The sequence below is a fragment of the Paenibacillus sp. FSL H7-0756 genome (assembly GCF_038006765.1).
Taxonomy (GTDB): domain Bacteria; phylum Bacillota; class Bacilli; order Paenibacillales; family Paenibacillaceae; genus Paenibacillus_AQ.
Genome location: NZ_JBBOVT010000003.1, coordinates 449313 through 470923, shown reverse-complemented (window position 1 = coordinate 470923; position 21611 = coordinate 449313). Strand labels below are relative to the sequence as shown.

The window sequence follows — 21611 nt, the reverse complement described above, 5'->3', positions numbered from 1 at the left end:
TCTATTCTGCTTCCAGCGCGTAATCCCCATTCTTACCGCCGCTCTTGGACACCAGCATCGTAGGTCCGATAATCATGTCCTTCTGCAGCGCCTTGCACATATCATATACGGTCAGCGCCGCCGCCGATACGGCAGTGAGCGCCTCCATCTCCACCCCGGTCTTGCCGGTAGTGCTGACGGTTGCTTCTATATATAGTTCATCTTTGTTGTTATCCATGAAGCGGATATCCACTCCGGTAAGCGGCAGCGGGTGGCACATCGGAATCCAGCCCGAGGTCTGCTTCGCCGCCATGATTCCTGCAACCTGAGCTACCGCAAGCACATCGCCCTTGCGGATCGTTCCCGCCTTAATGGCGCTCAGCGTCTCCGGGGCCATATGTACCTGGCTTCTGGCTGCCGCTGTCCGCTTGGTAACTTCCTTGTCGCTCACATCCACCATGCGGGCTCTGCCCTGCTCGTTGAAATGAGTTAATTCCATGTAGCCCTCTCCTTCCGGCAATCCCAGATGCCGTTCTCCGTAATCAGCAGATCCATTAAGGCATCATGCTCTTCAAGCGGTACTTCGGGTACCAGCTGGAGGCCGTAGGCCAGACCAATCCATATGGGCTTGGCAGCCGTGCCGGGGGCTACCGCCTCCAAGGCGGTGTGCAGGCGGTCATAATATCCGCGTCCGTAGCCGAGGCGCCCGCCCCGCCGGTCAAAGGCCAGTCCGGGCACGAAGATGACCTCCGGCCAGCTGGTTCCCCGTCCTGCTGCTTGCATGATGGGTCCGGCAAGTGCAGCACTCCCCGCCGCCGGCTCCATGATCCCGTAGGTTCCAGGGACAAGCTCATCCCAGGAGCTTACCTGGTGTAGGCTTAAATCCCCGCTCTCCCGGTTGACGCGGGGAAGCAGCACCTCGTGCTCTTCAGCCCACGCCGCCGCAAGAAGCGGACGGCAGTCCAGCTCGGAGCGAAACGGCGCATACGCAAGCAGTGAAGCTGCGCCTTCCTGCGCGAACCAGCTCCAGGCATGGGCGCATACCCGGGCGGATAACAGCTCCCGCTGCTCCATGGGCAAGGCATCGCGGAGCGCGGCATTCCCGGTGCGAAGCTCACGTTTCCGCCCGGCAAGCTGCATGCTGCTGTCCTGCATAGGCAGCCTCCTCCTTCACTTGTTCCTAGCTTATCATAGTTTGTAAGCTCAGTTTACCACTCTTCTCACTGGTTCGCCAAGGTTGATTCATTCCCCTTGTTAGGAGAATGGACCTCGCACGTCCAACCTTTTTCATGTAAACTGGAGAATAAGATTGGACAATCGCCTGGGCGCAAGCCGCCAAGGCCAATTTGCAAGGGCGGAGGTTTCATCAGAATGCTTCTTCAAGCGACAGGAATTACGAAATCATACGGTATACAAAGCGTGCTGGACGGCATTAATCTCATGGTGAACGAGAGGGAGAGAGTCGGGCTGGTTGGCGTCAACGGAGCAGGCAAATCGACCTTTCTGCAGATTCTTGCGGGTGAGATGTCTTATGACAGCGGACAAATTCATAAGTCTAAAGAGACTACGATTGGCTACCTGGCCCAGAATAGCGGCCTGCAGTCGGATAACACCATACAGGAAGAGATGCTCGCGGTATTTGCGCCGCTGCTGGAGGCGGAAGCCGAGCTGCGGCAGCTTGAGGCGGATATCGCCGATCCCGCACTTGCCGAAGATCCGAAGCGTTATGAGGATCTGCTGGAGCGTTATGCCAGACGCTCCGACTGGTTCAAGGATCACGGCGGCTATGAGATCAATACACGCATCCGCAGCGTGCTGCACGGGATGGGCTTCGGGGAGTTCGCACCGGATACTCCAATCTCAACGTTAAGCGGAGGCCAAAAGACGCGTCTGGCACTGGCCCGTATCCTGCTTCAAGCACCCGATCTGCTCATGCTCGATGAGCCGACTAACCATTTGGACATCGAGACGCTCACCTGGCTGGAGGATTATCTGCGCGGCTACGCCGGAGGCATTCTGGTCGTATCCCATGACCGGTATTTCCTCGACCGCCTGGTGACGACCATCGTAGAGATCGAGCGGCACCAATCGCGCAGATACACAGGCAACTACAGCCGTTATATGGAGCTGAAGGCTGCGGAATACGAGATCCGTATGAAGCAGTACGAGAAGCAGCAGGACGAAATTTCGCGGATGGAGGATTTCGTGCAGCGCAACATTGTCCGGGCCTCGACCACCAAGCGGGCACAGAGCCGCCGTAAGGCGCTCGACAAGATGGAGCGCATCGACAAGCCGCTGGGCGACCTGAAGAAGGCCAGCTTCTCCTTCGAGCCCGACTTCATGTCCGGCAAGGAGGTGCTCCAGGTCCGGGAGGTGGCAGTCTCCTTCAGTCCGGAGGCTGCACCGCTCTTCCGCAATGCCTCCTTCGAGCTGCGGCGCGGCGAGACAGCGGCGCTGATCGGGCCGAACGGGATCGGGAAGTCCACACTGCTGCAATGTATGACCGGCACCCGCGAGCCTTCCCGCGGAACCGTGAACTGGGGAACCAAGGTGAAGATCGCCTACTATGATCAGGAGCAGACCCGGCTGAATCCGCGCAATACTGTGCTGGAGGAGCTGTGGAGCGAATATCCGATGCTGGAGGAGGCCAGAATCCGCACGATTCTCGGCAACTTCCTGTTCAGCGGCGAGGATGTACTTAAGAAGGTCGCTGCGCTGAGCGGCGGTGAGAAGGCCCGCGTCGCCCTGTCCAAGCTGATGCTGCGCGGAGCCAATATGCTGATTCTCGATGAGCCTACCAACCATCTGGATCTCGTCAGCCGCGAGGTGCTCGAATCGGCCCTGATCGATTTTGAAGGCACCCTGCTGTTCATTTCCCATGACCGTTATTTCCTCAACAAGATGGCTGAACGGGTACTTGAACTGCACCCGGACGGAATTGATCAGTACTTGGGCAATTATGACGACTATATTGAGAAAAAGCTCGAGCTCAAGGCAATTGCCGAAGAGGAAGCCGAGCTTGCCGCCGCCAAGTCCTCCCGCAATGCCGACAGCGAAGCGATAGCGGCGGAAAGAGGCAGCTCCCTCTCCTATGAAGCGGAGAAACAGGCCAAACGCGAGGAGCGGAACCGCCAGCGCCGCATCTCTGAACTGGAGGAGAATATCGCGAAGCTGGAGGAAGCCATCTCGGGGATTGAGCATGAAATGACTAAACCTGAGGTGTATCAGGATTATATGGCGCTTCAGGAGCATGAAAGTGAGCTGAAGGACAAAAAACGCGAGCTGGGAGATTTATTTAGCGAATGGGAGAAACTGGCTGAGGAATAATGTAAAAGCGGTTCAAAAAAAATTTTAACAGTTTCCAATTTGTTCAAATGTAGTTATCCACAGCCCCATCCACAGTTTCCGTGCATAACTATCACCTAAAATTAGCCCTTCGGGGCTTTTTTCATGCGTAAAATGGCTACTTTGCTTGTCAAGGACTTTTTATCCACCGAATTATCCACATTATCCACAATTCTCACAATTTTGTTTCAGAGCATAACCTCCTGTTTATAGCGCTCGCAAAAAAGGCGTTATTGCTGATTTTACACGGTTTTTACACAACTCGTGCGGAATATGTGGATAACGTTGTCCACAGGTTGACAAATGCCGCATGAGGCAAAAATTCTGCTGGATAAAGCTCAAATTTCAGAGACAGGACAGCGGCGGAATGACCTGTTTCGGCAAGGTACGAGCCAGGTGCGGTGCTATTCTGTTCATTAAATGGATTTTCTCCACTTGCTAAAGCAAGATTGTTCCCTACAGCAACAGCAGTTGGAGAAACTACATTTAATAGATCACAGTTGCGGCCCATGTGGCACAATTAGCACCATTAAATGCTGTTTTTCCACTTGCTTCGTTATATATCTCAGAAACCGGGAAATTAAGCTACGTTTCTCCAACTGTACTCTCTTTGCACGATTACTTTGACGGGTAACCCTCTCCTTACTCCTCCCGTTATATCCGCTTTACGCTCTCCCCTCCAATGCCCCTGTCCCGCCGGCTTCAAAAAAACGCATCTGCCAAGTCCGTAAAATCGGGCTTGGCAAGATGCGTTAGGGTAAAGGCACTCTACCTGCTCCTGGTGCTGGTGCTCCTGATGCTTTGGACAACCCCGCTCTAGCTGTTCACCGCCGCGCCGGGAGCGGGCACCTCTGATTCCGACAGCAGCGCCGCATTGCAGGCGGCGATATAGGCAATGCCTGCGGCCATCACGATATCGTGATGGATGGCCGTGCCCCGGAACTTGGTGTCCTTCCACTCCACCATGACGGCAGCCTCGGCCTGGGCATTCCCGCCGCTGCCGAGGGAATGCAGCTCCAGCCCGTCGAAGCGGATATCCTCGGCAATCCCTTGCCCTATAGCGGCAATGATTGCTTCCAGCGGACCGTCTCCGGTGCTGGTCTGGGTCGTCTCTGCGCCGCTCTGCAGATGGCGCACCGTCACTGCGGCCACGCGGCGCGGCGCGCTGCCGGCCAGGACCTGGACCTCGCCGAGCGCATAGACCTGCGCCTGCTGTCCGGTGGTGCTGCTGACCATCCGCAGCAGCTCATCGTCGCTGACGGCCTTCTGGCGGTCAGCCGTCTCCTTGAAGGATTCGTAGAGCGCGTCCAGCTCCGCCGAATCCAGGGCGATGCCGTACTTCGCGGCGCGGTCCTTCAGTGCATGCCGGCCGGAATGCTTGCCGAGAATAATCATGCTGCGCGGGATGCCCAGCCGCTCCGGGTCCATAATCTCGTAGGTGCTGCGGTCCTTCAGCAGACCGTCCTGATGGATGCCGGATTCATGCTGGAAGGCATTGCGCCCGACCACCGGCTTGTTGAAGGCAATCGGGAAATGCATCGCCCCGCTGATCATCCGCGAGGTGTCATACAGCTTATCCAGCACGATTCCAGTCTCGGCGCCAATAGAGTCTCCGCGTGTCTCCAGCGCCATGACCAGCTCCTCCAGCGCACAGTTGCCGGTCCGCTCGCCCACACCGTTGACCGTGACCTCAATTTGTGTGGCGCCGCCTTCAATGGCCGCCAGGCTGTTCGCTACGGCGAGGCCCAGATCGTTATGGCAGTGGGCGCTGTAGATGACCTTGTCTCCGCCCCTGGCCCCAAGCCGCACACGCCGGAACATCTCTCCGTATTCCTGCGGCAGCGCATAACCCACCGTGTCCGGCAGATTGATAATCGAAGCGCCCTCTTCAATCACCGCCTCGACCATCTCGATCAGATCGTCGATACCCGTCCGCGCAGCGTCCATTGCAGTGAACTCTACCACATCGCAGAACTGGCGGGCATAAGCCGTCATCTCTCTGGCAACCGCTACTACCTCAGGGCGGCTCATGCGCAGCTGATGGCGCAGGTGGATGTCGGAGGAGGAGATGAACAGATGAATCCGCCGCCGCGCGGCATCCCGGGTGGCCCGTACAGCAGCATCGATATCCCCCTTGACTGCACGTGCGAAGCCGCAGATCTCTACGCCCTGAATCTTGCGGGAGATCGTCTCCACCGCAGCGAAATCCCCCGGGCTGGATACAGGGAACCCCGGCTCCATGACATCCACTCCCAGGTCCGCCAGCTTGCCGGCCAGAATAATCTTTTGCTCAGGGGTAAGACTGGCTCCCGGGGCCTGCTCGCCATCGCGCAGCGTCGTATCAAAAATCTGAATTCGTTTCTTTACCGGAATGATCATCGTAATTCCTCCTCAAATTAGGTTTATCTAATGGAGAGCTGCCTCCTAAAAAGCACAAAGACCCCCCGTCTCTTATAAAGAGACGGGGGGTCAGCCCTCCGCGGTACCACTCTTTTTGACGCATAGGCTTCCTGATGTACAGAAGTCCCGGCTGCGTCCAGCTTAGTATCAGATCTCACAGCCCCGATAACGGAAGCTCTAAAGATCTGAAGGGTCCGTAACGGGGACATCCGTAGCAGCGTACCTGTAGCTCTTTCCGCCGCTCCGCTCACGGGCGAGATTCGCCGGCCTCTGGTGTCTGCGTCGCACCTCCCCGCAGCTCTCTGTTCACCTTAGCCGTCTACTGCTCCCGATCCTAGCGTGTCATTCCTATAAACTTCTCACAAAATGTGCACAAAAAAGCCTGCCGTCTCATTCAAGAGACGACAGGCTGCTCACTGTCGCGGTACCACTCTTGTTGATATCCGAACCCGCTAGCCTTCCAGCTGTTCTGCGATACCCACTCCATGTCTGCAAGGTTCCCGGCATGTTCCCATTCCGCCAAGCCCTGACTGACCACCCTCTCACGGAGGTTAACCGTAACGGTGTACCTAAGGTCGCCGGATTACATCCTGTACCGGCTAGCGCTCCTGTTCAAAGAGCTCCCTGCTTCCACCGCTCCGCTCCCGGACGAGTTCAGGTCTCCATCGACTGCGTCGCACCTTCCCGCAGCTCTCTTATCCCGGAGTGACCTTACTGCTTCCGATCATTGCGTTTGTTCAAATATAAAGTAATTGAATTGAACTGATTATACCCGGCGGCTTCTGCAAAAGTCAATAGGCAGATACCGACCATTTCTCCAGCGAATACCCGGGATCGGCGACCATATCCAGCTGAATCCCGCCTTCATGTCTCCATTTCACATAAGCTGCGGCACCGATCATCGCCGCATTATCCGTACAATACACGGGAGGAGGGATAATCAGCTCAATCCCCTCTGTCCCGCAGCGCCGGATCAGGGCTTCGCGCAGCCCCTTGTTTGCCGCTACCCCTCCGCAGAGCAGAAGCTGCTCCGCGTGGTATTCACGGACGGCACGGATCGCCTTCTCAACCAACACTTCAACTACAGATTCCTGGAAGCCGCGCGCAATGGCCGCGACATCCGGCACAAGCCCCTTCATCTTGCTCTGATTCACCGCATTCAGCACCGCAGACTTCAGCCCGCTGAAGCTGAAGTCATACGAACCCGGCTCCAGCCACACACGCGGCAGAGCGAAGGCTTCTTCCGCTTCATGCGCAAGCTTGTCCACATGCGGCCCTCCCGGATAAGGGAAGCCCAGGGCACGGGCTACTTTGTCATACGCCTCTCCGACGGCATCGTCACGGGTACGCCCGATAATCCGGAAGCTTCCTTCCCGCTCCATATGCACCAGCTCCGTATGTCCCCCTGACACCACCAGCGTCATGTTAGGATACTTCAATTCCTTGACCAGCCGGTTGGCATAGATATGACCGGCAATATGATGCGTGCCGATGAGCGGCTTGCCCCAGGCCAGCGCGAGGCTTTTGGCAGCCACGACTCCTACCAGCAGCGCCCCCACCAGTCCCGGACCCTGCGTTACTGCCACTGCCGTCAGCTCCTGCGGACGTACGCCAGCTACGCTTAAGGCTTCTTCAATGACCAGCGTTATCACCTCGACATGCTTGCGGGAGGCCACCTCAGGCACCACTCCCCCGAATGCCCGGTGGGTCTCAATCTGGCTGGAAATAATATTGGACAACACCTCACAGCCATCCTTCACTACAGCTACAGAGGTCTCGTCACAGCTGGTTTCAATCGCCAGAATCAATACAGGCTCCCTTGCGCCCGTGTCTGTCTTCATTTCAAGTCCACGCTTCCTTCCGTTACAGCTTGCTCCCCGTACTCCGGCAGATCGGCCCACATGATGAGCGCATCCTCGCGGTTGTCCGAATAATAGCCCTTGCGGGTACCGGCAGGCTTGAAGCCTTTTTTGCGGTATAAATTCTGGGCCACCTCATTGGAGACCCGTACTTCAAGCGTGATCGACTGCATGCCGAGATAAGCCGCCGTTTTCATCAGCTCGTCCAGCAGCCGCTCGCCCCATTTACGCCCCCGGTAGGCCTCCAGCAGTGCAATATTGGTGACATGCGCCTCATCGACAATCGCCCACATTCCAGCGTAGCCGATTAATTTCCCTTCCAGCTCCATCACCATATATTTGGCAAAATGATTGTGGGTCAGCTCGTTGCGGAAGGCTTCCTCTGTCCAAGGCATGGTGAAGGCCTCCCGTTCAATCACAAGAATCGCAGGCACATCCTCCAGCCGCATCAGGCGAAAAACAAGCTCAGCCCCCTGAGCTGGTCTACGTTCCGGTTCGATCATCGTGTATTCAGGCTCCCTTCGCTGCTGCGGCGCAGATTCGCCTCCGCCTCCGACAGCTGCGTATAATTGGGAATCAGCGTATGCAGATCTCCGCTCTCTTCATAAAGGCCCGCTTCCGCCAGTAAGCCGGTCCAGCGTCCTTCCAGCTCATAAGGCAACGCCTGGACATTGGCAGCTTCCATCAGCGGAGCCAGCATATCCGCACTTCCGTGCAGCGCCGTCTCGCCTACGAACCACAGGGTCTCCGGCAGATTGCCTTCAGCTGCGGCTTCCTTCAGCTGTACCGCCAGCTCCTGCACCCAGTCGGCCATCAGCCGGATAGCATCCGGTGCCAGCCGCCGGGGCGGCTTGTCCCCGTCCGCCGCGAATACAGCGGTGTACGCCTGTCCCCGCCGGGCATCGATCAGCGGAATGATCCAGTCTGTTCCTGCCGCGCCAAGCGCAGAAGCCGCATGGTATCCGCCCCAGGCCAGCGCATGCAGGCTGGATACGCCGGTAACCGGAACGTTCCAGGCCCAGGCCAGCGTCTTCGCTGCGGTCACAGCGATCCGTGTTCCGGTATAGGAGCCCGGGCCGATCCCGACCGAGATTCCGCCGATTGTATCAGCCGTCGTCGCAGACGCCTGAAGCGCCTGCTCAATAATAGGCAGCAGATGAACCGAATGGTTCCGCTCCCCGGAAGCATTAATCTCATGCAGCAGCTCCCCGCCGCAAGTCACGGCCACTCCCAGAACTGCCGTAGATGTATCCAGCGCCAAAAACCGCTTACGCGGCTCATTATTCGAGTTCGTCATGTTTCTTTACCCCACTTCTGGATCAGCATCCGGCACACTTCGCCGTAAGGCTCTCCGATTCCGGTCACCGTAATCTCCCGTTCATCCGGGCCGGCGGTCTTCAGCTCTATATGGAGATGCCGCGGCGGCATCAGATCAGTGATGATTCGGCTCCATTCCACCAGACTCACGCCCTGACCATAGAAATACTCTTCCAGCCCCAGCTCGTCCGCTTCCTGCAGCGATATCCGGTATACATCCATATGATACAGCGGCAGACGTCCTTCATACTCTTTGATAATGGTAAAAGTAGGGCTATTCACAATACCTTCCACACCCAAATGGCGCGCATAGCACTGCGAGAACGCCGTTTTGCCCGCACCCAGATCCCCGTCAAGTCCGATAACCATCCCCGCCGATGACGCGGCAGCGATGGCGGCGGCAAGTGCCTCCGTATCCTGAAGGCTGAATGAACGGTAGGTAAACACCGTTTGTGTATTATTATCCAAAGCTGCAACTACCACCTTTTTGAAGTCCCTTAACGGTTAACAATATCCTTAATTATATCGGTATGCTACTTGTACCGCAACAGCCGCTGTTAGTCCCTCGAGGCCGCTTGAACCGCCGCAGGCTTCCCCGGATGCCGGGAGAATAGGCTATGCAGCACCATTCCGCCAATAATGACCGCAATCCCTGCCCAAGAGAGCAGGGACGGCAGCGGCGAGGCCAGCAGGAGCATCTCCCCCAGCAAGGCGAACAACACCTCCAGTGACTGGGTCGCTTCCACGGCTGCCAGACTGCCCATGTTATCCCGGACCAGATCGGTAGCCCGGAAAAACAGCACCGTAGCCACAATTCCCGAACTGAGTGCAACAATGACTGATTGTCCTACCTGCGGGGAGGAGGGAAGTCCTGTATCTGCCATCCCATACAGAGCAACAGCCAGCCAGAAGGGCAGGCTGGCGAGCGTCATGCCAAGAATCCGCTGGAATACATCCAGCTGGCCGCCGCACAGCTCCATCATTTTACGGTTTCCGAGCGGATAAGCGAAGGAAGCGATAAGTACCGGGACAATGCCGAGCAGGACCTGGGATAGGGCAAGCTGCCGCACCTGTTCCACTTGCAGCAGCGCTACTCCGGCGAGAATAATCAGGGAGAGGAGCAGCCCGCGCAGCGGGATTTTACCTCTTATGTATACTTGTCCCCCCGGTCCGCTGACCCATTCTCCGAAGAACGGAGCCAGCAGGGAACCGGAGATAATTGTGATTTGCCACGTTCCCGCTGTCAGCCAGCCCGGTGCATAGGCAGCGGCGAAGCAGATGGGCGCGTAGAACAGGCCGAACCCGACAGTGCCCCACAGCAGCCAAGCCCCCGGCCGTTCTCTCATCGCAGCCAGCAGCGGCTTCAGCTTTCCTCTCCCGGCTACAATAACCAGCAGCAGCGGAAGCGTGAACAAATACCGCAGCGAGGCGCTCCAGGCCCAGCTTCCTCCCGCAAGCTCCATCCTCCGGTTCAGCACAAACGTCACTGCAAAAAACAGCGCCGAGCACACACCCAGCAATATCGGACGCACTTCCATCATCTCTTTTCGTCAAAATACTTCTTCCAAATATAGGGGGTCACCACGCCTGGCGTCAATAACTGTGTCAGCTATAATTAGAGGTCCGTTGCCTGGTGGGTGACGCAGGGAAGGTTACTGGCGGAGGTGACTGTGAGGAGAGTTCAGGGTGTGTGTGGTGCGGATGAGCGAGACGACGGTGTGTGAGGTGACGAATGAGCGTGGTGGCGGATGAACAAGACGACAGTGGGTGAGGAGACGAATGAGTGTGGTGGCGCATAAGCGGAGTGCTGGGAGTTCAGCGGACCCAGAAGCCGCTATTTGGCTTAAAATATCATTTTGATGCTTGTTGCGGACTCAGGAGCCGTTAATTTCCAATTTTGAGCCAAATGTTACGCTGAGTGGGTTACTTAACGACATCTGAGTCCGGTCGGGTCCACAAAACGAAGAGTTTCATCCAAATAAGAGCACTCCAGTCCGCTCAACATCTTCCTCCCAACTCGCCCCCCTGAAGCCGCCGCTCCACGCCCATTTCACTTAAATTCATAGGCACTTCTGCACCTTATACCCGCCCCATGCTCCCTTTCCTCCAATTCCGGGGCACTTCTGCACCACCTTCCCGACTAATGTTCCTCTTTCCGCTTACCGCCACCGCCTAAAACTAGCCTATAGAGCTCCATGCACCAGCTAGAGGATCAGCCAACAACCAACACACCAAGTGGAAACGGCTTTGCCGTCCTTTTAGAGGACGGTACCGTTTCAGCGAGAAAAAGCAGGACTTATTGGCGTTAATAATACCGCCAATAAGGTCCTGCCCCAATGCTGAGTTACTTTTACGCTCCCGCTACTTCCCCTGCTCCTCCAGCCGCTCAACACCAACAGTCTGCGTATTCGCCGGCCGGGAGCCTACCTGAACCGTTGCCATGCCGTTAGCGGAATCAACATGCTCAATCCACACTGGTTCTCCATCAAGATGCACCGCGATTTTGTCCTTGGAAGCGTAAATATCCTGCGCACGTGTTATATCCATTCTTTTCTAGCCTCCTATTCTTCGTCGTCATCTTCCGCCGGAAGCTCCCCAATGGTTGCATCAGCATCCAGCAGTGCTGCGTCCTCATCCAGTCCCGCATCCTCCGGACCCGCAATAATATTGTCCCAATTGACCGCCTCTGCCGGAATGTCCTGCTCCGATAGGGCATCGCTCCAGTGATAATATTCCTTGTCCATATTGCCTCCTCTTCTCGCTATGGGTCTGTGCAAGCTCAGCAGCCTTATTTTTTCCCATGACTCTCAAATAATGCATCCGGCTAGAAAAAGCCTTGACGCCCCATACTAAGCCATAACACATCCCATCAGGAGGCGATTCTCATGCATACCGTTTGGAAAGGAGCCATCAGCTTCGGGCTTGTGCATGTTCCGGTCAAGATGTTCTCCGCTACGGAGGATAAAGACATCTCGCTGCGCTACATCCACAAAGAATGCGGCAGTCCGCTGTCTTATGTACGTAAATGTCCTGTCTGTGACAAGGAGGTCACCTGGGAGGAGATCGGCAAGGGGTACGAATATGAGAAGGGCAAGTTTGTCCTGTTCGACAAGGAGGAGCTGGATCAGCTAAGCGAGGAGAGCAGCAAGAGCATCACCATCCTCGATTTCGTGGATTTGACGGAGATTGACCCGATTTATTTCCAGAAGACCTACTATTTATCGCCCGATCAGGCAGGCGCCAATGCCTACCGTCTACTGATGGAGGCTATGCGTCAGACCGGAAAGATCGGTATTGCCAAGATCTCTATCCGCTCCAAAAGCAGTCTGGCCGCCATCCGCGTCCTGGCGGACTGTCTGGCGATTGAGACGATCTATTACCCGGACGAGGTCCGTCCCGTATCGCAGGTCCCGGGCCTGCCGGAGCCGGGAAGTGTGAACGACAAAGAGCTGGATATGGCCAAGCTGCTGATCTCACAGCTGTCCACCCCGTTCGAGCCTGCCAAATATACCGATGATTACCGCCAGCGGATGCTTGATCTGATTACGCATAAGATTGCAGGAGAGGAGTTCCATATTGCTCCGGCCCGCCAGGAGAACAATGTCATCGATCTAATGGCCGCACTGCAGGCCAGTATCGAGGCTGTGCAGCATATTCCTTCCGATCCCGGGCCCGCCAAAGGAGGCAGCGGGGCTAAGCCGAGGACTGCTGCCGGTGCGAAGAAACGTCCGGCCAAGGCCGCTGCCGCCGCGACTTCAACCGATACAACTGCCGCTCCGGTTGTAGATGATGCCACCGGACCGATTCCGGTGATTGCCCCGAAGCCGAAGCGCAGAAGCGCGAAGAGCAAGGTCACCGGTGCCTAGGGGACGGACTCCTGCACCTGCTGCAAGGCCCGCCGGTTCCCTTCAGCTTCAGCCCGTCACTCCGTTTGAGCCTGTGCTGGCCTCTGTGCTTCCAAGTGGAGCACAGTGGATCGCCCAGATCAAATGGGACGGCGTGCGGATGATCTCCTATTACGACGGGAGCCATGCCGAACTGATTAACCGCCGGGGCAACCGGCGCACCCTCCAGTATCCCGAGCTGGCCGGATCAGAGAGCTATTGCCGGGCCGGCTCCTTCATTCTGGATGGCGAGGTCATTGCGCTCAGCGGCGGCAAGCCCTCCTTCCATGAGGTTATGCGGCGGGACAGCCTGAAGAACGAATCGGCGATCCGGGCAGTGCAGCCGCAGGTTCCGGTGTTGTATATGGTTTTTGATATGCTATACTGTGACGGCATCTGGCTGCTGGACGAACCGCTTGGCAGGCGGCAGGAGATACTGAAGGAGAGACTGCTTCCCCATCCCCATGTACAGCAGGTGCCGAGCTACCCTGACCCCGCCCAGCTCCTCGCTGCGGCGCGGCAGGGGAGTCTGGAGGGGATCGTCTGCAAGGATCTGGACAGCACTTATGTGCCGGGCGGCAAGGACAAACGCTGGCAGAAACTCAAGATCATCTCTGATGTCACTGCTGTCGCCGGGGGCGTCACCTTCCGTGACGGCATCGTGAATGCACTGCTCTTCGGCCTGTATGATGATGCCGGGGAGTTGCATTATATCGGGCATGCCGGGGCGGGCAGAATGACCGTCCAGGACTGGCGGACGCTGACCGCAAGAATTCCGGAACTTGTCACAGAGCATATGCCGTTTGCTGCACTTCCGCAGCGAAGCTCAGGCTCCGTTTGGATTAAGCCTGAGCTGGTGTTTAAGCTGCATTACCTGGAATGGAATCCCTCCGGCACCTTCCGCCAGCCCGTGATTCAGGCTCAGGTCGATCTGCCCGCACACTCTTGTTCCTTAAGCCAGAGGGGGTTCTAGCTGTCTATTGCGGAATGAGACTTCCGGCAATCTTCAGCAGTTCAGTTTTACTCTGCACAATGTTCCTGGTATCCGTCAATGTGTACTCCCTGCTGCCGTTAGCACTGCTCCACTGCAATTGAGATTTCAACTTGTCATGATGCGGCCCGAACGAGGTGAACAATATCTCCTGCCCGTTAACCTGCACCTGTTCATCCTTGTCCCCCGGTAATAACATTTGGCGCGCACGCCTACACGTGGCCGATTGTGGTCGGTTTTTCGCACAAAAAAGATGTCCCTTTGCCTTTGAGGCTTCTGGAACACCTTTGATCTGCGCACTGATTCCCTCAATACTGTACCATCCCGGCGGCAATGGTCTCCCATTGTTCCCGGGTCAGCCGCTGGTTCGGCGGGTCCGTCATCCAAGCAAGTCCTCCATAGGCGCTGTCATACCAATACAGTCTGCTTACTGAACCCGCGTTGTTCTCGGCACCTGAAATGAACAGCAGCTCCTTATCCTCGTAGGTCCATAGTTCAGCCGTTTGGCCGGGAGATACGTGAATTTGCGAAGGACCGGTTGTTACTGTACTGTCCCAGGATATCTGAAGAGCAAGCTGATTTCTTCCATCCCGATAGACCGCCTCGGCTCTCGCAATATCCTCTAAGGGCCATATGGTTACAGCTAACGGATTCCCGTCCTGGGCGGCATCTGTTTTGGCCTTCAGCGCCTCCAGAATCACCCCGTACTCTGAAGCAAATGAAGAAGGAACTTTTGTGAACAGTCTGCCTTCTGCAAACCGGAGTTGGCCAATACTCTCAGGCGGCAGTGCAAAGCTCCACTTGCCCGTTTGCTCCCGGGCTGCTGACAACTGTGTGTAGCTGGTATACGTAATCGTTCTGCTTGTGAAAAATAGCGGTTTCCCATACCCCAGCCCGTTCATGAGTGTAATTAATTCACTGTCATTGACATAATAAGCTGCTGTCTCTCCCGGCTGTAAGCCCGCTTGCGCCTGCCGTTCATATTGTTCACTTAGCTTAAAGTAACGTTCCCGGGCAGAGCTAGAGCCAATGTAAGGCGTATAGACCTTCGGTTCAGCCCTCTTCACCTGCGCCACAACTCTGCCGCTGTTGTCCTTCAAGGCCAGTGGCTGCCCCTCCGTCTGCCGGATGACCGCAAAGTCCGGTTGCTGCGCCTTCACCGTAGTTTCCTGGTCCGTCACATGGCGGAGAACGCTGAATCCAGCCAGTCCCAGCAACGCAACTGCGCAGAGCCCGGCGGCCAGCCTTCTGCCCCGCTTTACCGCAGGCCGCAGCGAAAGTATTGGCTGCCTGGTCATTACAGGTGTCTGCGCATCCATTCCGGACACCGGTTGTTCCTGGGAAGCCAGCGTATCGTCCTGTGCTGTAATCTGCTGGGCATGGATGACCCGTACCCGCTCCATAACGGATGATTTAACATCAATGCTACCCAGAGCTTCACCGTTACCCATTCGTCTTATCCTTTTTTCTTCAGCAGCGATGTGCTTGTCCATTGTTCCTCCCCCTCTCTTTGCGATTGCAGCAGGCCCGTGAGCTTAATGATCGTGCGCCGGTATCTTTTTTTGACCGCATCCTGATTCTTGCCCAGAATGACGGCAATTTCGGCAAAGCTCAGCTCTTCAAAAATCCGCAATACCAGCAGGTTCCGCTCCTCCGCCTTCAGCCGGGCAAACGCTACAGCGAGCGGTTCATCGAACAGGAAGCGGTCTATCCGCTGCTCCGGGCTTTCTGCGTATTTCTGCGGCCGCAGCAGCATCATCACCCGGCTCTGCCGCTGGCGCTGGCGGATAACCGCCAGACAATGATGATAAGCGATTTTATACAGCCATGAAGAGAAGCTGACCAGCGGGCGGTACTTACCGATATTTTGATACGCTTTGACCAGAATCTCCTGCACGGCGTCCTCCGCCTCTGCCCCGCTGCCGAGCAGGCGGCTGCAATAACGGTACATCGGCTGCTGAACATCCTCAACGATCCCCTCGTACTGCTCCACGTAGCCGTTTTGCACCTGAACCACGAGGTGTTCCATTTCATCCAAAATCGTAAAACGCTCCTCTCTTATAGCTAACACTCTTATAAGCACCTGCCCGGGCCAAAAGGGACATTTTACGCAAAAAAAGTGAACTGCCCTGGTCGACTGAAAAACTAAAGTAAGGCAAATACTATATAGATTGAACTTGAAATTTTAAGTTAATGGGAAAGCTAAGGAGGGATGTCCCATGCCAGCGGCCACTAAAGGAACCATTACCGTAGACGGGCAGCAAATCAGCATCACCAATCCCGACAAACCGCTCTGGCCCGAGATGGGCATCACCAAGCAGATCTATCTGCAAAAGCTTGCGGCCCTCTCGCCTTACTTGCTGCGCTATTGCAAAGACCGGCTGCTCACGGTGATCCGCTATCCCCATGGCGTTCCCGGGATGTCGTTCTATCAGAAGAACGCCCCGGAGCCGTTGCCGGAATTCGTCCGAACGGCGGTGCAGGACGATATCACCTATATTGTGCTCCAGGGCCTGCCGGAGCTGCTCTGGCTGGGCAATCTGGCTGCGCTCGAATTCCATCCCTCCCTCCATTATGCCGGCAGTACGCTGCCCTGCGAATGGATGATTGATCTGGACCCTTCGCTTGAGGTCGAACCGCGGATTATGGAAGCTGCCGCTGTGGTAGGGGAGGTGCTGAAATCGCTCGGACTGGACTCCGTTCCCAAAACCTCGGGAGCCACCGGAGTGCAGATCATTGTTCCGGTTAAGCCGGGGGTGACCTTCGATGAGCTGCGCCGGATCGGGCATTTCGTAGGCCGTTATGTCACCGAGAAGCGGCCCGATCTCTTCACCCTGGAGCGCCTGAAGAAGCATCGCGGGGATAAAATATACTTCGATTATCTCCAGCATTACGGCGGCAAAACACTCGCTGCCCCGTACACCCCGCGCGCCCGGCCGCTGGCCACCGTCTCCACTCCCCTCCTGTGGGAGGAGGTTGAACGGGGCGTCAAACCTACAGATTTCAACCTGCTGAATATAGAGGAGCGGCTTAGCCGGTTAGGAGATCTGATTGCCAAGGTTCCTCCCCAGCCGGTCGAAGCGATTATTGCCAAGCTGCCCTCAGGACAGCAATAAGCCCGCAAATGCCTTCTCAGGCTGCGGGCTTATCTGGTTTCCTCCTCAATCAGGACGAAAGGTATTATATATGGGAATACGGCGCAGCAAGTCAAGACCGCCGTATGGATTAATCTGTCGTTCGTAAATATACCTTCCTTCGAAAGCGTTGCGGCTGGGCTGGTAACGCTAATGCTAATGAATTGCTTTTTTCTTGAAGCGGCCGCCCTTGACATCATGGATATTGCCGATCGCGATGAACGCGTCGGAATCCCAATCCTCGACAATCGACTTAAGCTTCGCTTCTTCCAAGCGGGTGATGACTACAAAGATCACTTTCTTGTTATCGCCGGAGAATCCGCCTTCACCATCAAGATAAGTCACTCCGCGCCCCAGACGCTCCGTCAGGGCTTCGCCGATATCACGGAATTTATCGCTGATAATCCATACCGACTTGGACTGGTCCAAGCCTTCAAGTGTAATATCGATCAGTTTGAAAGCAATGTAATACGCAATCAGGGAGAACATCGCATTATTCCAGCCGAACACAAAGCCTGCGCCGGACAGAATAAACAGGTTGAAGAACATAACAACTTCCCCTACAGAGAACGGAAGCCTCTTGGATACAAGAATGGCTACAATCTCCGTACCATCAAGTGATCCGCCATAACGGACAACGAGTCCAACCCCAACGCCGAGAATGACCCCTCCGAATACTGCTGCCAGCAGCGGCTCAACTGTAATAGGATGAACAGGATGCAGCAACTGGGTACCAATGGACATTACAATGACAGCGAATAGAGTAGATAAGGCAAACGTCTTACCAATCTGCTTATACCCGATAACCAGGAACGGCAGGTTAAGCAGGGTCAATAGAATACCGAGCGGTATATTGAAAATATGGGACAACATAATGGAAATACCGGTGATTCCGCCATCAATCAACTTATTGGGAACAAGAAAAATCTCAAGCGCAACAGACATCATGGCCGCTCCGATGACAATCATCACAATCCGCTGGGCCAATCTTGCCGTCTTAAAAACTCCGGACTTCTGCGGCTTCTTCTGTTCTTCACTCGTAAAGATATGTTGGCTTACAGTCATAGAACTCCCCCTATAAATAGTGTATCTAAGAAGCATACGAAAGCGAACGTACAGTTGTGCCTTCTCCCCTGTTCTTCTTATATCTCCATTATATCATAAAGGAAGGTCAAATAACGCATGTAAATTGATATAACCTTCGATAATCGATGCTTCCGCCATCTTTTCTGTCATAATAGCGGGGATAAGAGCTGACACAGACTTTCTATGCGTTTGACATTACGGCCGCGCTCCCGGAACTTTTTCGGATCAATGAATTCACTCTGCTCCAGGTCTCTGCTGAAGTCCTCAGCCAGCTCTGTAATAATCTCCGGCCGGAGCAGCACCGCCGTCAGCTCAAAGTTGGAATAGAAGCTGCGCATGTCCAGATTGGCACTGCCGACCGTAGCCAGCAGACTGTCAATAATCATGACCTTGGCATGCATGAACCCCTTGGTATAACGGTAAAATTTCACACCGGCGTCCTGCAGATTCTCCAGATACGACAGCGTGGCATAATAGACCAGCTTATTATCCGGTTTCGCCGGGATGATGATCCTGACATCCACCCCGCTAAGGACCGCATTCTTCAGCGCCCTGCTTATCGAAGGGTCGGGAATGAAATACGGCGAGGTCAGCCAGATCCGCTGCCTTGCGGCGCAGATAGAAGCGAAATACATCTCCTGGGTGGCATCTATGGCCGCATCCGGGCCGCTGGCGACAATCTGCACGGCATCCCTTCCGCTACAGCTATGATCCGGGAAGAAGCGCGGATGACTGATAATATCACCAGCCGCCAGCCGCCAGTCCTTGAGAAACACATACTGCAGCTGATAGACGGCATCCCCTTCAAGGCGCAGATGCGTATCCCGCCAGTAGCCCATTTCCGGATTTTTGCCCAGGTAATCATCGCCTATGTTCATGCCTCCGGTGAATCCGGTCAGTCCGTCCACCACCAGAATCTTCCGGTGATTGCGGTAGTTGAAGCGGCGGTCCGGCAGTGCAGTCAGCGGAGGCAGAAAAAAATAGACCTGCACTCCCGCGTTCTTCAGTGTATTCACAAAGCCCCTGCTTAGTTTATGGCTGCCCAGTCCATCGCACAGCAGGCGCACCCTCACCCCCTGGCGTACCTTGCGGATCATCAGCTCCTGGAACTGCCGGCCGATGCCGTCCTCCCGGAAAATATAAAATTCCATATGGATGTGCTCCTGCGCACCTTCCATCACCTCCAGCATGGACTTATACGCTGCCTGTGCACTGGACAGCACTTCACACCGGTTGTGGCTTGTAACCGGACTGTCCGCCAGTCCAGCGAACAGGTGCAGCAGCTCTGAGCGGTGTTCAAATCCGGGGTTGCCGGTATCCTCCGCCTGCTTGACCTTATGAATCTTGCCGGTAACATGAATACGGATTTCCCGCAGCAGGGAGACGCACCGGTTGCCAAGCTTCCGGCTCTGCCAGTAATCGCGTCCCAGGAAATAGTAGAACAGCAGGCCCAGCGGCGGGCAGCAGAAGGTGATACATATCCAGGCAAGCGCCCGCTGCGGACGGCGAAATTCTGCAGCGGTAATAATGGCAAGCTGCACAATAAAAAGACATAAGATAACGGCAAATATCCTCATTCCGGGCCTCCTGATCAACTGAATGAACTCTTACTATCTCTGCGGGCATAGACGGCACTTGCTAACTTTCATGAGGAGTCTGCCGCGGCATAAACCTGCGCTTACTACAGGTTTTGCCTTAACTCTCCTTCTTTATTCAAGTAAACCGTTGTCATGTTCACCTTAGTTATGGAATACATAGAGTAGTAGGACGAATCGGATAAGCCCCCTGCACCCCGACAGATGGTTTCAGTCAGTTCATACCAAGCGGCTGCCATGGCCGCAGTAAGGAGACGTTATGAAGAGTCAGCCAAGTCAGAAAAAGATTACGCTGCTCGTTATGCGTGAGGCCGGACGGCCTGTGAAGCAGCTGCAGATGTCGAAGCCCTTCGCTCTGGCGCTGCCTGCCGCAGCCGCTCTCTCCCTCTCCAGTCTGGTCACCTCCATTCATATGCATGCTTCCCGGTCCATCGCAGAGCTGGAGGCTGAAGCGGCCGCCTTATCGCTGACCAATATCCGCATGGAGCTGAAGGTTGCCGATAAGGATCAGGCATTACAGCAGCTGCGCGGCCAGGTAAGCGAGCTCTCGGAGGAAGCGGAGAGTATTAAAGACAAGCTGAAGAGTGTGACTGAGCTGGAGGAGCAGCTGCAATCGCTGATCAACAAGGAGACCACCTCTTCTGCTGCCGGCAGCGGTTCTAATGCGGCTATCCGTACTGAAGATGTTGGTGCCAAGACTTACAGCGCGGGTACAGCAACTTCCGCAGCTTCCGTCAAAGGCAGCCAGCCGGTAGTGGCCGATTTGCCTGATGCCGGGGCAGGAACCGCAGCCGCCGGAAGCTATGGCAAGGTCAGCCGGTTAAGCGCCGGCCCGTTCATCCGGGAACAGCCGGAAGCTCTCTCTGCCGCTGTATCGCCTGCCGTCAACTTCCGTATCCGGGCTGCTGCTACCGCACTGAGCCTGCCTGCGAATCCGCAGGTCGGCGGTGAATATGTGGCCGTCTACGAGAATGATCCGCAGCGGCTGGTTGAGGAGACAAAGGATGACTTCGAGGAGATCCACAGCATCATGGATGAGATGATGAACAGTATCTCAAGCACGATTACACAGGCCGAGGAGGCACACAAGACAAGAGCGGAGTTTCAGGCCAAACAAGCCCAGGAGAAGCAAGCCCGGCTGGCACGGGCCGTGATGTGGCCTACCGGCTCGAAGGTCATCACCTCCAGCTTCGGCTACCGCTCCGATCCTTTCAAAGGAGTCTCTGCTTATCATTCCGGAATTGATATTGCGGGAAATATCGGAGATGCAGTATACGCGGCACTGGGCGGCGTGGTTACCTCCGCAGAACAAATGGGAGCCCGGGGCAAATATATCATCATCAAGCATGACAATGGACTGGAGACCTGGTACATGCATTTGAACCAGATGACGGTCACCCCCGGTGAGCGGGTCAGCAAAGGGGAGCAGATCGGCATGCTGGGCAGCACCGGGCGCAGCACGGGCCCTCATCTGCATTTTCAGGTCGTGAAGCAGAACAAGCCGGTGAATCCGCTTAATTATGTTAAGCCTTTATAGGTTCAAGAATATTAAGGAGGAATGCGGGAATGTGGAACAAACGTCAACCAGGTGCTTCGCTGAGGGCAACCGACTCCCTGATCGGACATGGCGGCACGCTTGAGGGAAAAGTGCATTGCGATACGAACCTGCGGATTGAAGGGAATTTCAGCGGGGAGATTCTATGTGAGGGTACTGTGACGGTTGGTGAGCAAGGCACCGTCCATTCCAGCATTGAGGCGCAGGAGATCATCATCGCCGGCAAGGTCTATGGAGACGTAACCGCCCAGCGGAAGCTGATTCTCACCGGAACGGGACAGCTGCATGGTAACATTGCCGCTGGTTCCCTGAGCATTACGGAAGGCTGCCTGCTGAACGGGGCTGTGGCCATGACCGAACAGCCCGCCCCTGAGACAGCGGGCGGGCTGCATACGGTCACTGCCAAGAAGTCTGTCGGTAAGCGCAGAGAGGGCAAGCAGAGTAAGCTTGAGGGTGCATGAGCCGT

General features: G+C 55.8%; 23 protein-coding genes and 1 other annotated feature. Of the genes, 6 read left to right on the top strand and 17 right to left on the bottom strand.

The genetic code is table 11. The annotated features are described in order from the left end of the window. Nucleotide 1 precedes the first annotated feature (1 nt). Both moaC and NST04_RS27900 read right to left on the bottom strand, forming a co-directional pair. Nucleotides 2-478, bottom strand: coding sequence for a cyclic pyranopterin monophosphate synthase MoaC (gene moaC, locus NST04_RS27905; protein ID WP_341187167.1), 477 nt, complete (start codon nt 476-478; stop codon nt 2-4). Next, a complete protein-coding gene (locus NST04_RS27900; RefSeq protein WP_341187166.1) occupies nt 469-1134 on the bottom strand; it encodes a 5-formyltetrahydrofolate cyclo-ligase in 666 nt (221 codons plus the stop codon). The genes moaC and NST04_RS27900 overlap by 10 nt, the downstream gene beginning before the upstream one ends. A 216-nt stretch (nt 1135-1350) precedes the next feature. Between NST04_RS27900 and NST04_RS27895 the strand changes: the two genes are divergently transcribed. Beyond that, nucleotides 1351-3306: an ABC-F family ATP-binding cassette domain-containing protein gene (locus tag NST04_RS27895; protein WP_341187165.1), complete on the top strand. Its 1956-nt coding sequence runs from the start codon at nt 1351-1353 to the stop codon at nt 3304-3306. Between the two features lie 271 nt (nt 3307-3577). Here the strand turns inward: NST04_RS27895 and NST04_RS27890 are convergent, their stop codons facing one another. From NST04_RS27890 to NST04_RS27850, 10 genes are all read right to left on the bottom strand, one after another. After that, nucleotides 3578-3835: a hypothetical protein gene (locus NST04_RS27890; protein WP_341019003.1), complete on the bottom strand. Its 258-nt coding sequence runs from the start codon at nt 3833-3835 to the stop codon at nt 3578-3580. A gap of 305 nt (nt 3836-4140) precedes the next feature. Then, nucleotides 4141-5703 carry a 2-isopropylmalate synthase gene (locus tag NST04_RS27885; protein ID WP_341187164.1) on the bottom strand — a complete coding sequence of 521 codons (1563 nt, stop codon included), beginning with the start codon at nt 5701-5703 and terminating at the stop codon, nt 4141-4143. 75 nt (nt 5704-5778) lie between these two features. After that, nucleotides 5779-6069: a binding site (T-box leader), on the bottom strand. A gap of 49 nt (nt 6070-6118) precedes the next feature. Further along, nucleotides 6119-6247, bottom strand: a complete 129-nt coding sequence (locus tag NST04_RS34075; protein ID WP_445667959.1) for a hypothetical protein — start codon at nt 6245-6247, stop codon at nt 6119-6121. A 268-nt stretch (nt 6248-6515) separates the two neighbouring features. Then, nucleotides 6516-7565: a tRNA (adenosine(37)-N6)-threonylcarbamoyltransferase complex transferase subunit TsaD gene (gene tsaD, locus NST04_RS27880; RefSeq protein ID WP_341187163.1), complete on the bottom strand. Its 1050-nt coding sequence runs from the start codon at nt 7563-7565 to the stop codon at nt 6516-6518. After that, nucleotides 7562-8086, bottom strand: coding sequence for a ribosomal protein S18-alanine N-acetyltransferase (gene rimI, locus NST04_RS27875; protein WP_341187162.1), 525 nt, complete (start codon nt 8084-8086; stop codon nt 7562-7564). Before rimI ends, tsaD begins: the two co-directional genes overlap by 4 nt. Further along, a complete protein-coding gene (gene tsaB, locus NST04_RS27870; protein ID WP_341187161.1) occupies nt 8083-8880 on the bottom strand; it encodes a tRNA (adenosine(37)-N6)-threonylcarbamoyltransferase complex dimerization subunit type 1 TsaB in 798 nt (265 codons plus the stop codon). Before tsaB ends, rimI begins: the two co-directional genes overlap by 4 nt. After that, complete coding sequence (tsaE, locus tag NST04_RS27865) at nt 8877-9368, bottom strand: tRNA (adenosine(37)-N6)-threonylcarbamoyltransferase complex ATPase subunit type 1 TsaE (protein WP_445667958.1); 492 nt, start codon at nt 9366-9368, stop codon at nt 8877-8879. Before tsaE ends, tsaB begins: the two co-directional genes overlap by 4 nt. An 89-nt stretch (nt 9369-9457) precedes the next feature. Further along, nucleotides 9458-10432 (bottom strand): DMT family transporter, encoded by a 975-nt coding sequence (locus tag NST04_RS27860; protein WP_341187160.1) that lies wholly within the window; start codon nt 10430-10432, stop codon nt 9458-9460. An 829-nt stretch (nt 10433-11261) separates the two neighbouring features. Then, complete coding sequence (locus tag NST04_RS27855; RefSeq protein ID WP_341187159.1) at nt 11262-11447, bottom strand: H-type small acid-soluble spore protein; 186 nt, start codon at nt 11445-11447, stop codon at nt 11262-11264. Between the two features lie 14 nt (nt 11448-11461). Then, nucleotides 11462-11644 carry a hypothetical protein gene (locus NST04_RS27850; RefSeq protein WP_341187158.1) on the bottom strand — a complete coding sequence of 61 codons (183 nt, stop codon included), beginning with the start codon at nt 11642-11644 and terminating at the stop codon, nt 11462-11464. Nucleotides 11645-11785: 141 nt separating this feature from the next. Here NST04_RS27850 and ku point away from each other — a divergent pair, with 141 nt between their 5' ends. Together ku and NST04_RS27840 are read left to right on the top strand one after the other, a co-directional pair. Next, nucleotides 11786-12766, top strand: a complete 981-nt coding sequence (ku, locus tag NST04_RS27845) for a non-homologous end joining protein Ku (RefSeq protein WP_341187157.1) — start codon at nt 11786-11788, stop codon at nt 12764-12766. Beyond that, nucleotides 12759-13757, top strand: coding sequence for an ATP-dependent DNA ligase (locus NST04_RS27840; RefSeq protein WP_341187156.1), 999 nt, complete (start codon nt 12759-12761; stop codon nt 13755-13757). The genes ku and NST04_RS27840 overlap by 8 nt, the downstream gene beginning before the upstream one ends. Before the next feature lie 4 nt (nt 13758-13761). Here the strand turns inward: NST04_RS27840 and NST04_RS27835 are convergent, their stop codons facing one another. The 3 genes from NST04_RS27835 to NST04_RS27825 form a co-directional block, all read right to left on the bottom strand. After that, complete coding sequence (locus NST04_RS27835) at nt 13762-13974, bottom strand: hypothetical protein (RefSeq protein ID WP_341187155.1); 213 nt, start codon at nt 13972-13974, stop codon at nt 13762-13764. Nucleotides 13975-14083: 109 nt separating this feature from the next. After that, complete coding sequence (locus NST04_RS27830; RefSeq protein WP_341187154.1) at nt 14084-15268, bottom strand: hypothetical protein; 1185 nt, start codon at nt 15266-15268, stop codon at nt 14084-14086. Then, nucleotides 15232-15804 (bottom strand): RNA polymerase sigma factor, encoded by a 573-nt coding sequence (locus tag NST04_RS27825; RefSeq protein ID WP_341188070.1) that lies wholly within the window; start codon nt 15802-15804, stop codon nt 15232-15234. Before NST04_RS27825 ends, NST04_RS27830 begins: the two co-directional genes overlap by 37 nt. Before the next feature lie 190 nt (nt 15805-15994). Between NST04_RS27825 and ligD the strand changes: the two genes are divergently transcribed. Beyond that, nucleotides 15995-16891, top strand: a complete 897-nt coding sequence (gene ligD, locus NST04_RS27820) for a non-homologous end-joining DNA ligase (protein ID WP_341187153.1) — start codon at nt 15995-15997, stop codon at nt 16889-16891. A 174-nt stretch (nt 16892-17065) separates the two neighbouring features. On the opposite strand, the gene NST04_RS27815 is transcribed toward ligD, so the two are convergent. Next, the gene (locus NST04_RS27815; protein WP_036693693.1) at nt 17066-17974 is read right to left on the bottom strand and encodes a YitT family protein; all 909 of its coding nucleotides are present in this window, start codon (nt 17972-17974) and stop codon (nt 17066-17068) included. A 167-nt stretch (nt 17975-18141) separates the two neighbouring features. After that, the gene (cls, locus tag NST04_RS27810; protein WP_341187152.1) at nt 18142-19572 is read right to left on the bottom strand and encodes a cardiolipin synthase; all 1431 of its coding nucleotides are present in this window, start codon (nt 19570-19572) and stop codon (nt 18142-18144) included. 277 nt (nt 19573-19849) lie between these two features. Here cls and NST04_RS27805 point away from each other — a divergent pair, with 277 nt between their 5' ends. Both NST04_RS27805 and NST04_RS27800 read left to right on the top strand, forming a co-directional pair. Next, nucleotides 19850-21127 (top strand): M23 family metallopeptidase, encoded by a 1278-nt coding sequence (locus NST04_RS27805; protein WP_341187151.1) that lies wholly within the window; start codon nt 19850-19852, stop codon nt 21125-21127. Nucleotides 21128-21156: 29 nt separating this feature from the next. Beyond that, complete coding sequence (locus tag NST04_RS27800) at nt 21157-21606, top strand: bactofilin family protein (RefSeq protein WP_341187150.1); 450 nt, start codon at nt 21157-21159, stop codon at nt 21604-21606. Nucleotides 21607-21611: the final 5 nt, after the last annotated feature.

Excerpts from the sequence above, each read along its gene's own strand:
- moaC (WP_341187167.1), bottom strand. The coding sequence starts at position 478 with ATGGAATTAACTCATTTCAACGAGCAGGGCAGAGCCCGCATGGTGGAT.
- NST04_RS27900 (WP_341187166.1), bottom strand. The coding sequence starts at position 1,134 with ATGCAGGACAGCAGCATGCAGCTTGCCGGGCGGAAACGTGAGCTTCGC.
- NST04_RS27895 (WP_341187165.1), top strand. The coding sequence starts at position 1,351 with ATGCTTCTTCAAGCGACAGGAATTACGAAATCATACGGTATACAAAGC.
- NST04_RS27890 (WP_341019003.1), bottom strand. The coding sequence starts at position 3,835 with ATGGGCCGCAACTGTGATCTATTAAATGTAGTTTCTCCAACTGCTGTT.
- NST04_RS27885 (WP_341187164.1), bottom strand. The coding sequence starts at position 5,703 with ATGATCATTCCGGTAAAGAAACGAATTCAGATTTTTGATACGACGCTG.
- tsaD (WP_341187163.1), bottom strand. The coding sequence starts at position 7,565 with ATGAAGACAGACACGGGCGCAAGGGAGCCTGTATTGATTCTGGCGATT.
- rimI (WP_341187162.1), bottom strand. The coding sequence starts at position 8,086 with ATGATCGAACCGGAACGTAGACCAGCTCAGGGGGCTGAGCTTGTTTTT.
- tsaB (WP_341187161.1), bottom strand. The coding sequence starts at position 8,880 with ATGACGAACTCGAATAATGAGCCGCGTAAGCGGTTTTTGGCGCTGGAT.
- NST04_RS27855 (WP_341187159.1), bottom strand. The coding sequence starts at position 11,447 with ATGGATATAACACGTGCGCAGGATATTTACGCTTCCAAGGACAAAATC.
- NST04_RS27850 (WP_341187158.1), bottom strand. The coding sequence starts at position 11,644 with ATGGACAAGGAATATTATCACTGGAGCGATGCCCTATCGGAGCAGGAC.
- ku (WP_341187157.1), top strand. The coding sequence starts at position 11,786 with ATGCATACCGTTTGGAAAGGAGCCATCAGCTTCGGGCTTGTGCATGTT.
- NST04_RS27835 (WP_341187155.1), bottom strand. The coding sequence starts at position 13,974 with ATGTTATTACCGGGGGACAAGGATGAACAGGTGCAGGTTAACGGGCAG.
- NST04_RS27830 (WP_341187154.1), bottom strand. The coding sequence starts at position 15,268 with ATGGACAAGCACATCGCTGCTGAAGAAAAAAGGATAAGACGAATGGGT.
- NST04_RS27825 (WP_341188070.1), bottom strand. The coding sequence starts at position 15,804 with ATGGAACACCTCGTGGTTCAGGTGCAAAACGGCTACGTGGAGCAGTAC.
- ligD (WP_341187153.1), top strand. The coding sequence starts at position 15,995 with ATGCCAGCGGCCACTAAAGGAACCATTACCGTAGACGGGCAGCAAATC.
- NST04_RS27815 (WP_036693693.1), bottom strand. The coding sequence starts at position 17,974 with ATGACTGTAAGCCAACATATCTTTACGAGTGAAGAACAGAAGAAGCCG.
- cls (WP_341187152.1), bottom strand. The coding sequence starts at position 19,572 with ATGAGGATATTTGCCGTTATCTTATGTCTTTTTATTGTGCAGCTTGCC.
- NST04_RS27805 (WP_341187151.1), top strand. The coding sequence starts at position 19,850 with ATGAAGAGTCAGCCAAGTCAGAAAAAGATTACGCTGCTCGTTATGCGT.
- NST04_RS27800 (WP_341187150.1), top strand. The coding sequence starts at position 21,157 with ATGTGGAACAAACGTCAACCAGGTGCTTCGCTGAGGGCAACCGACTCC.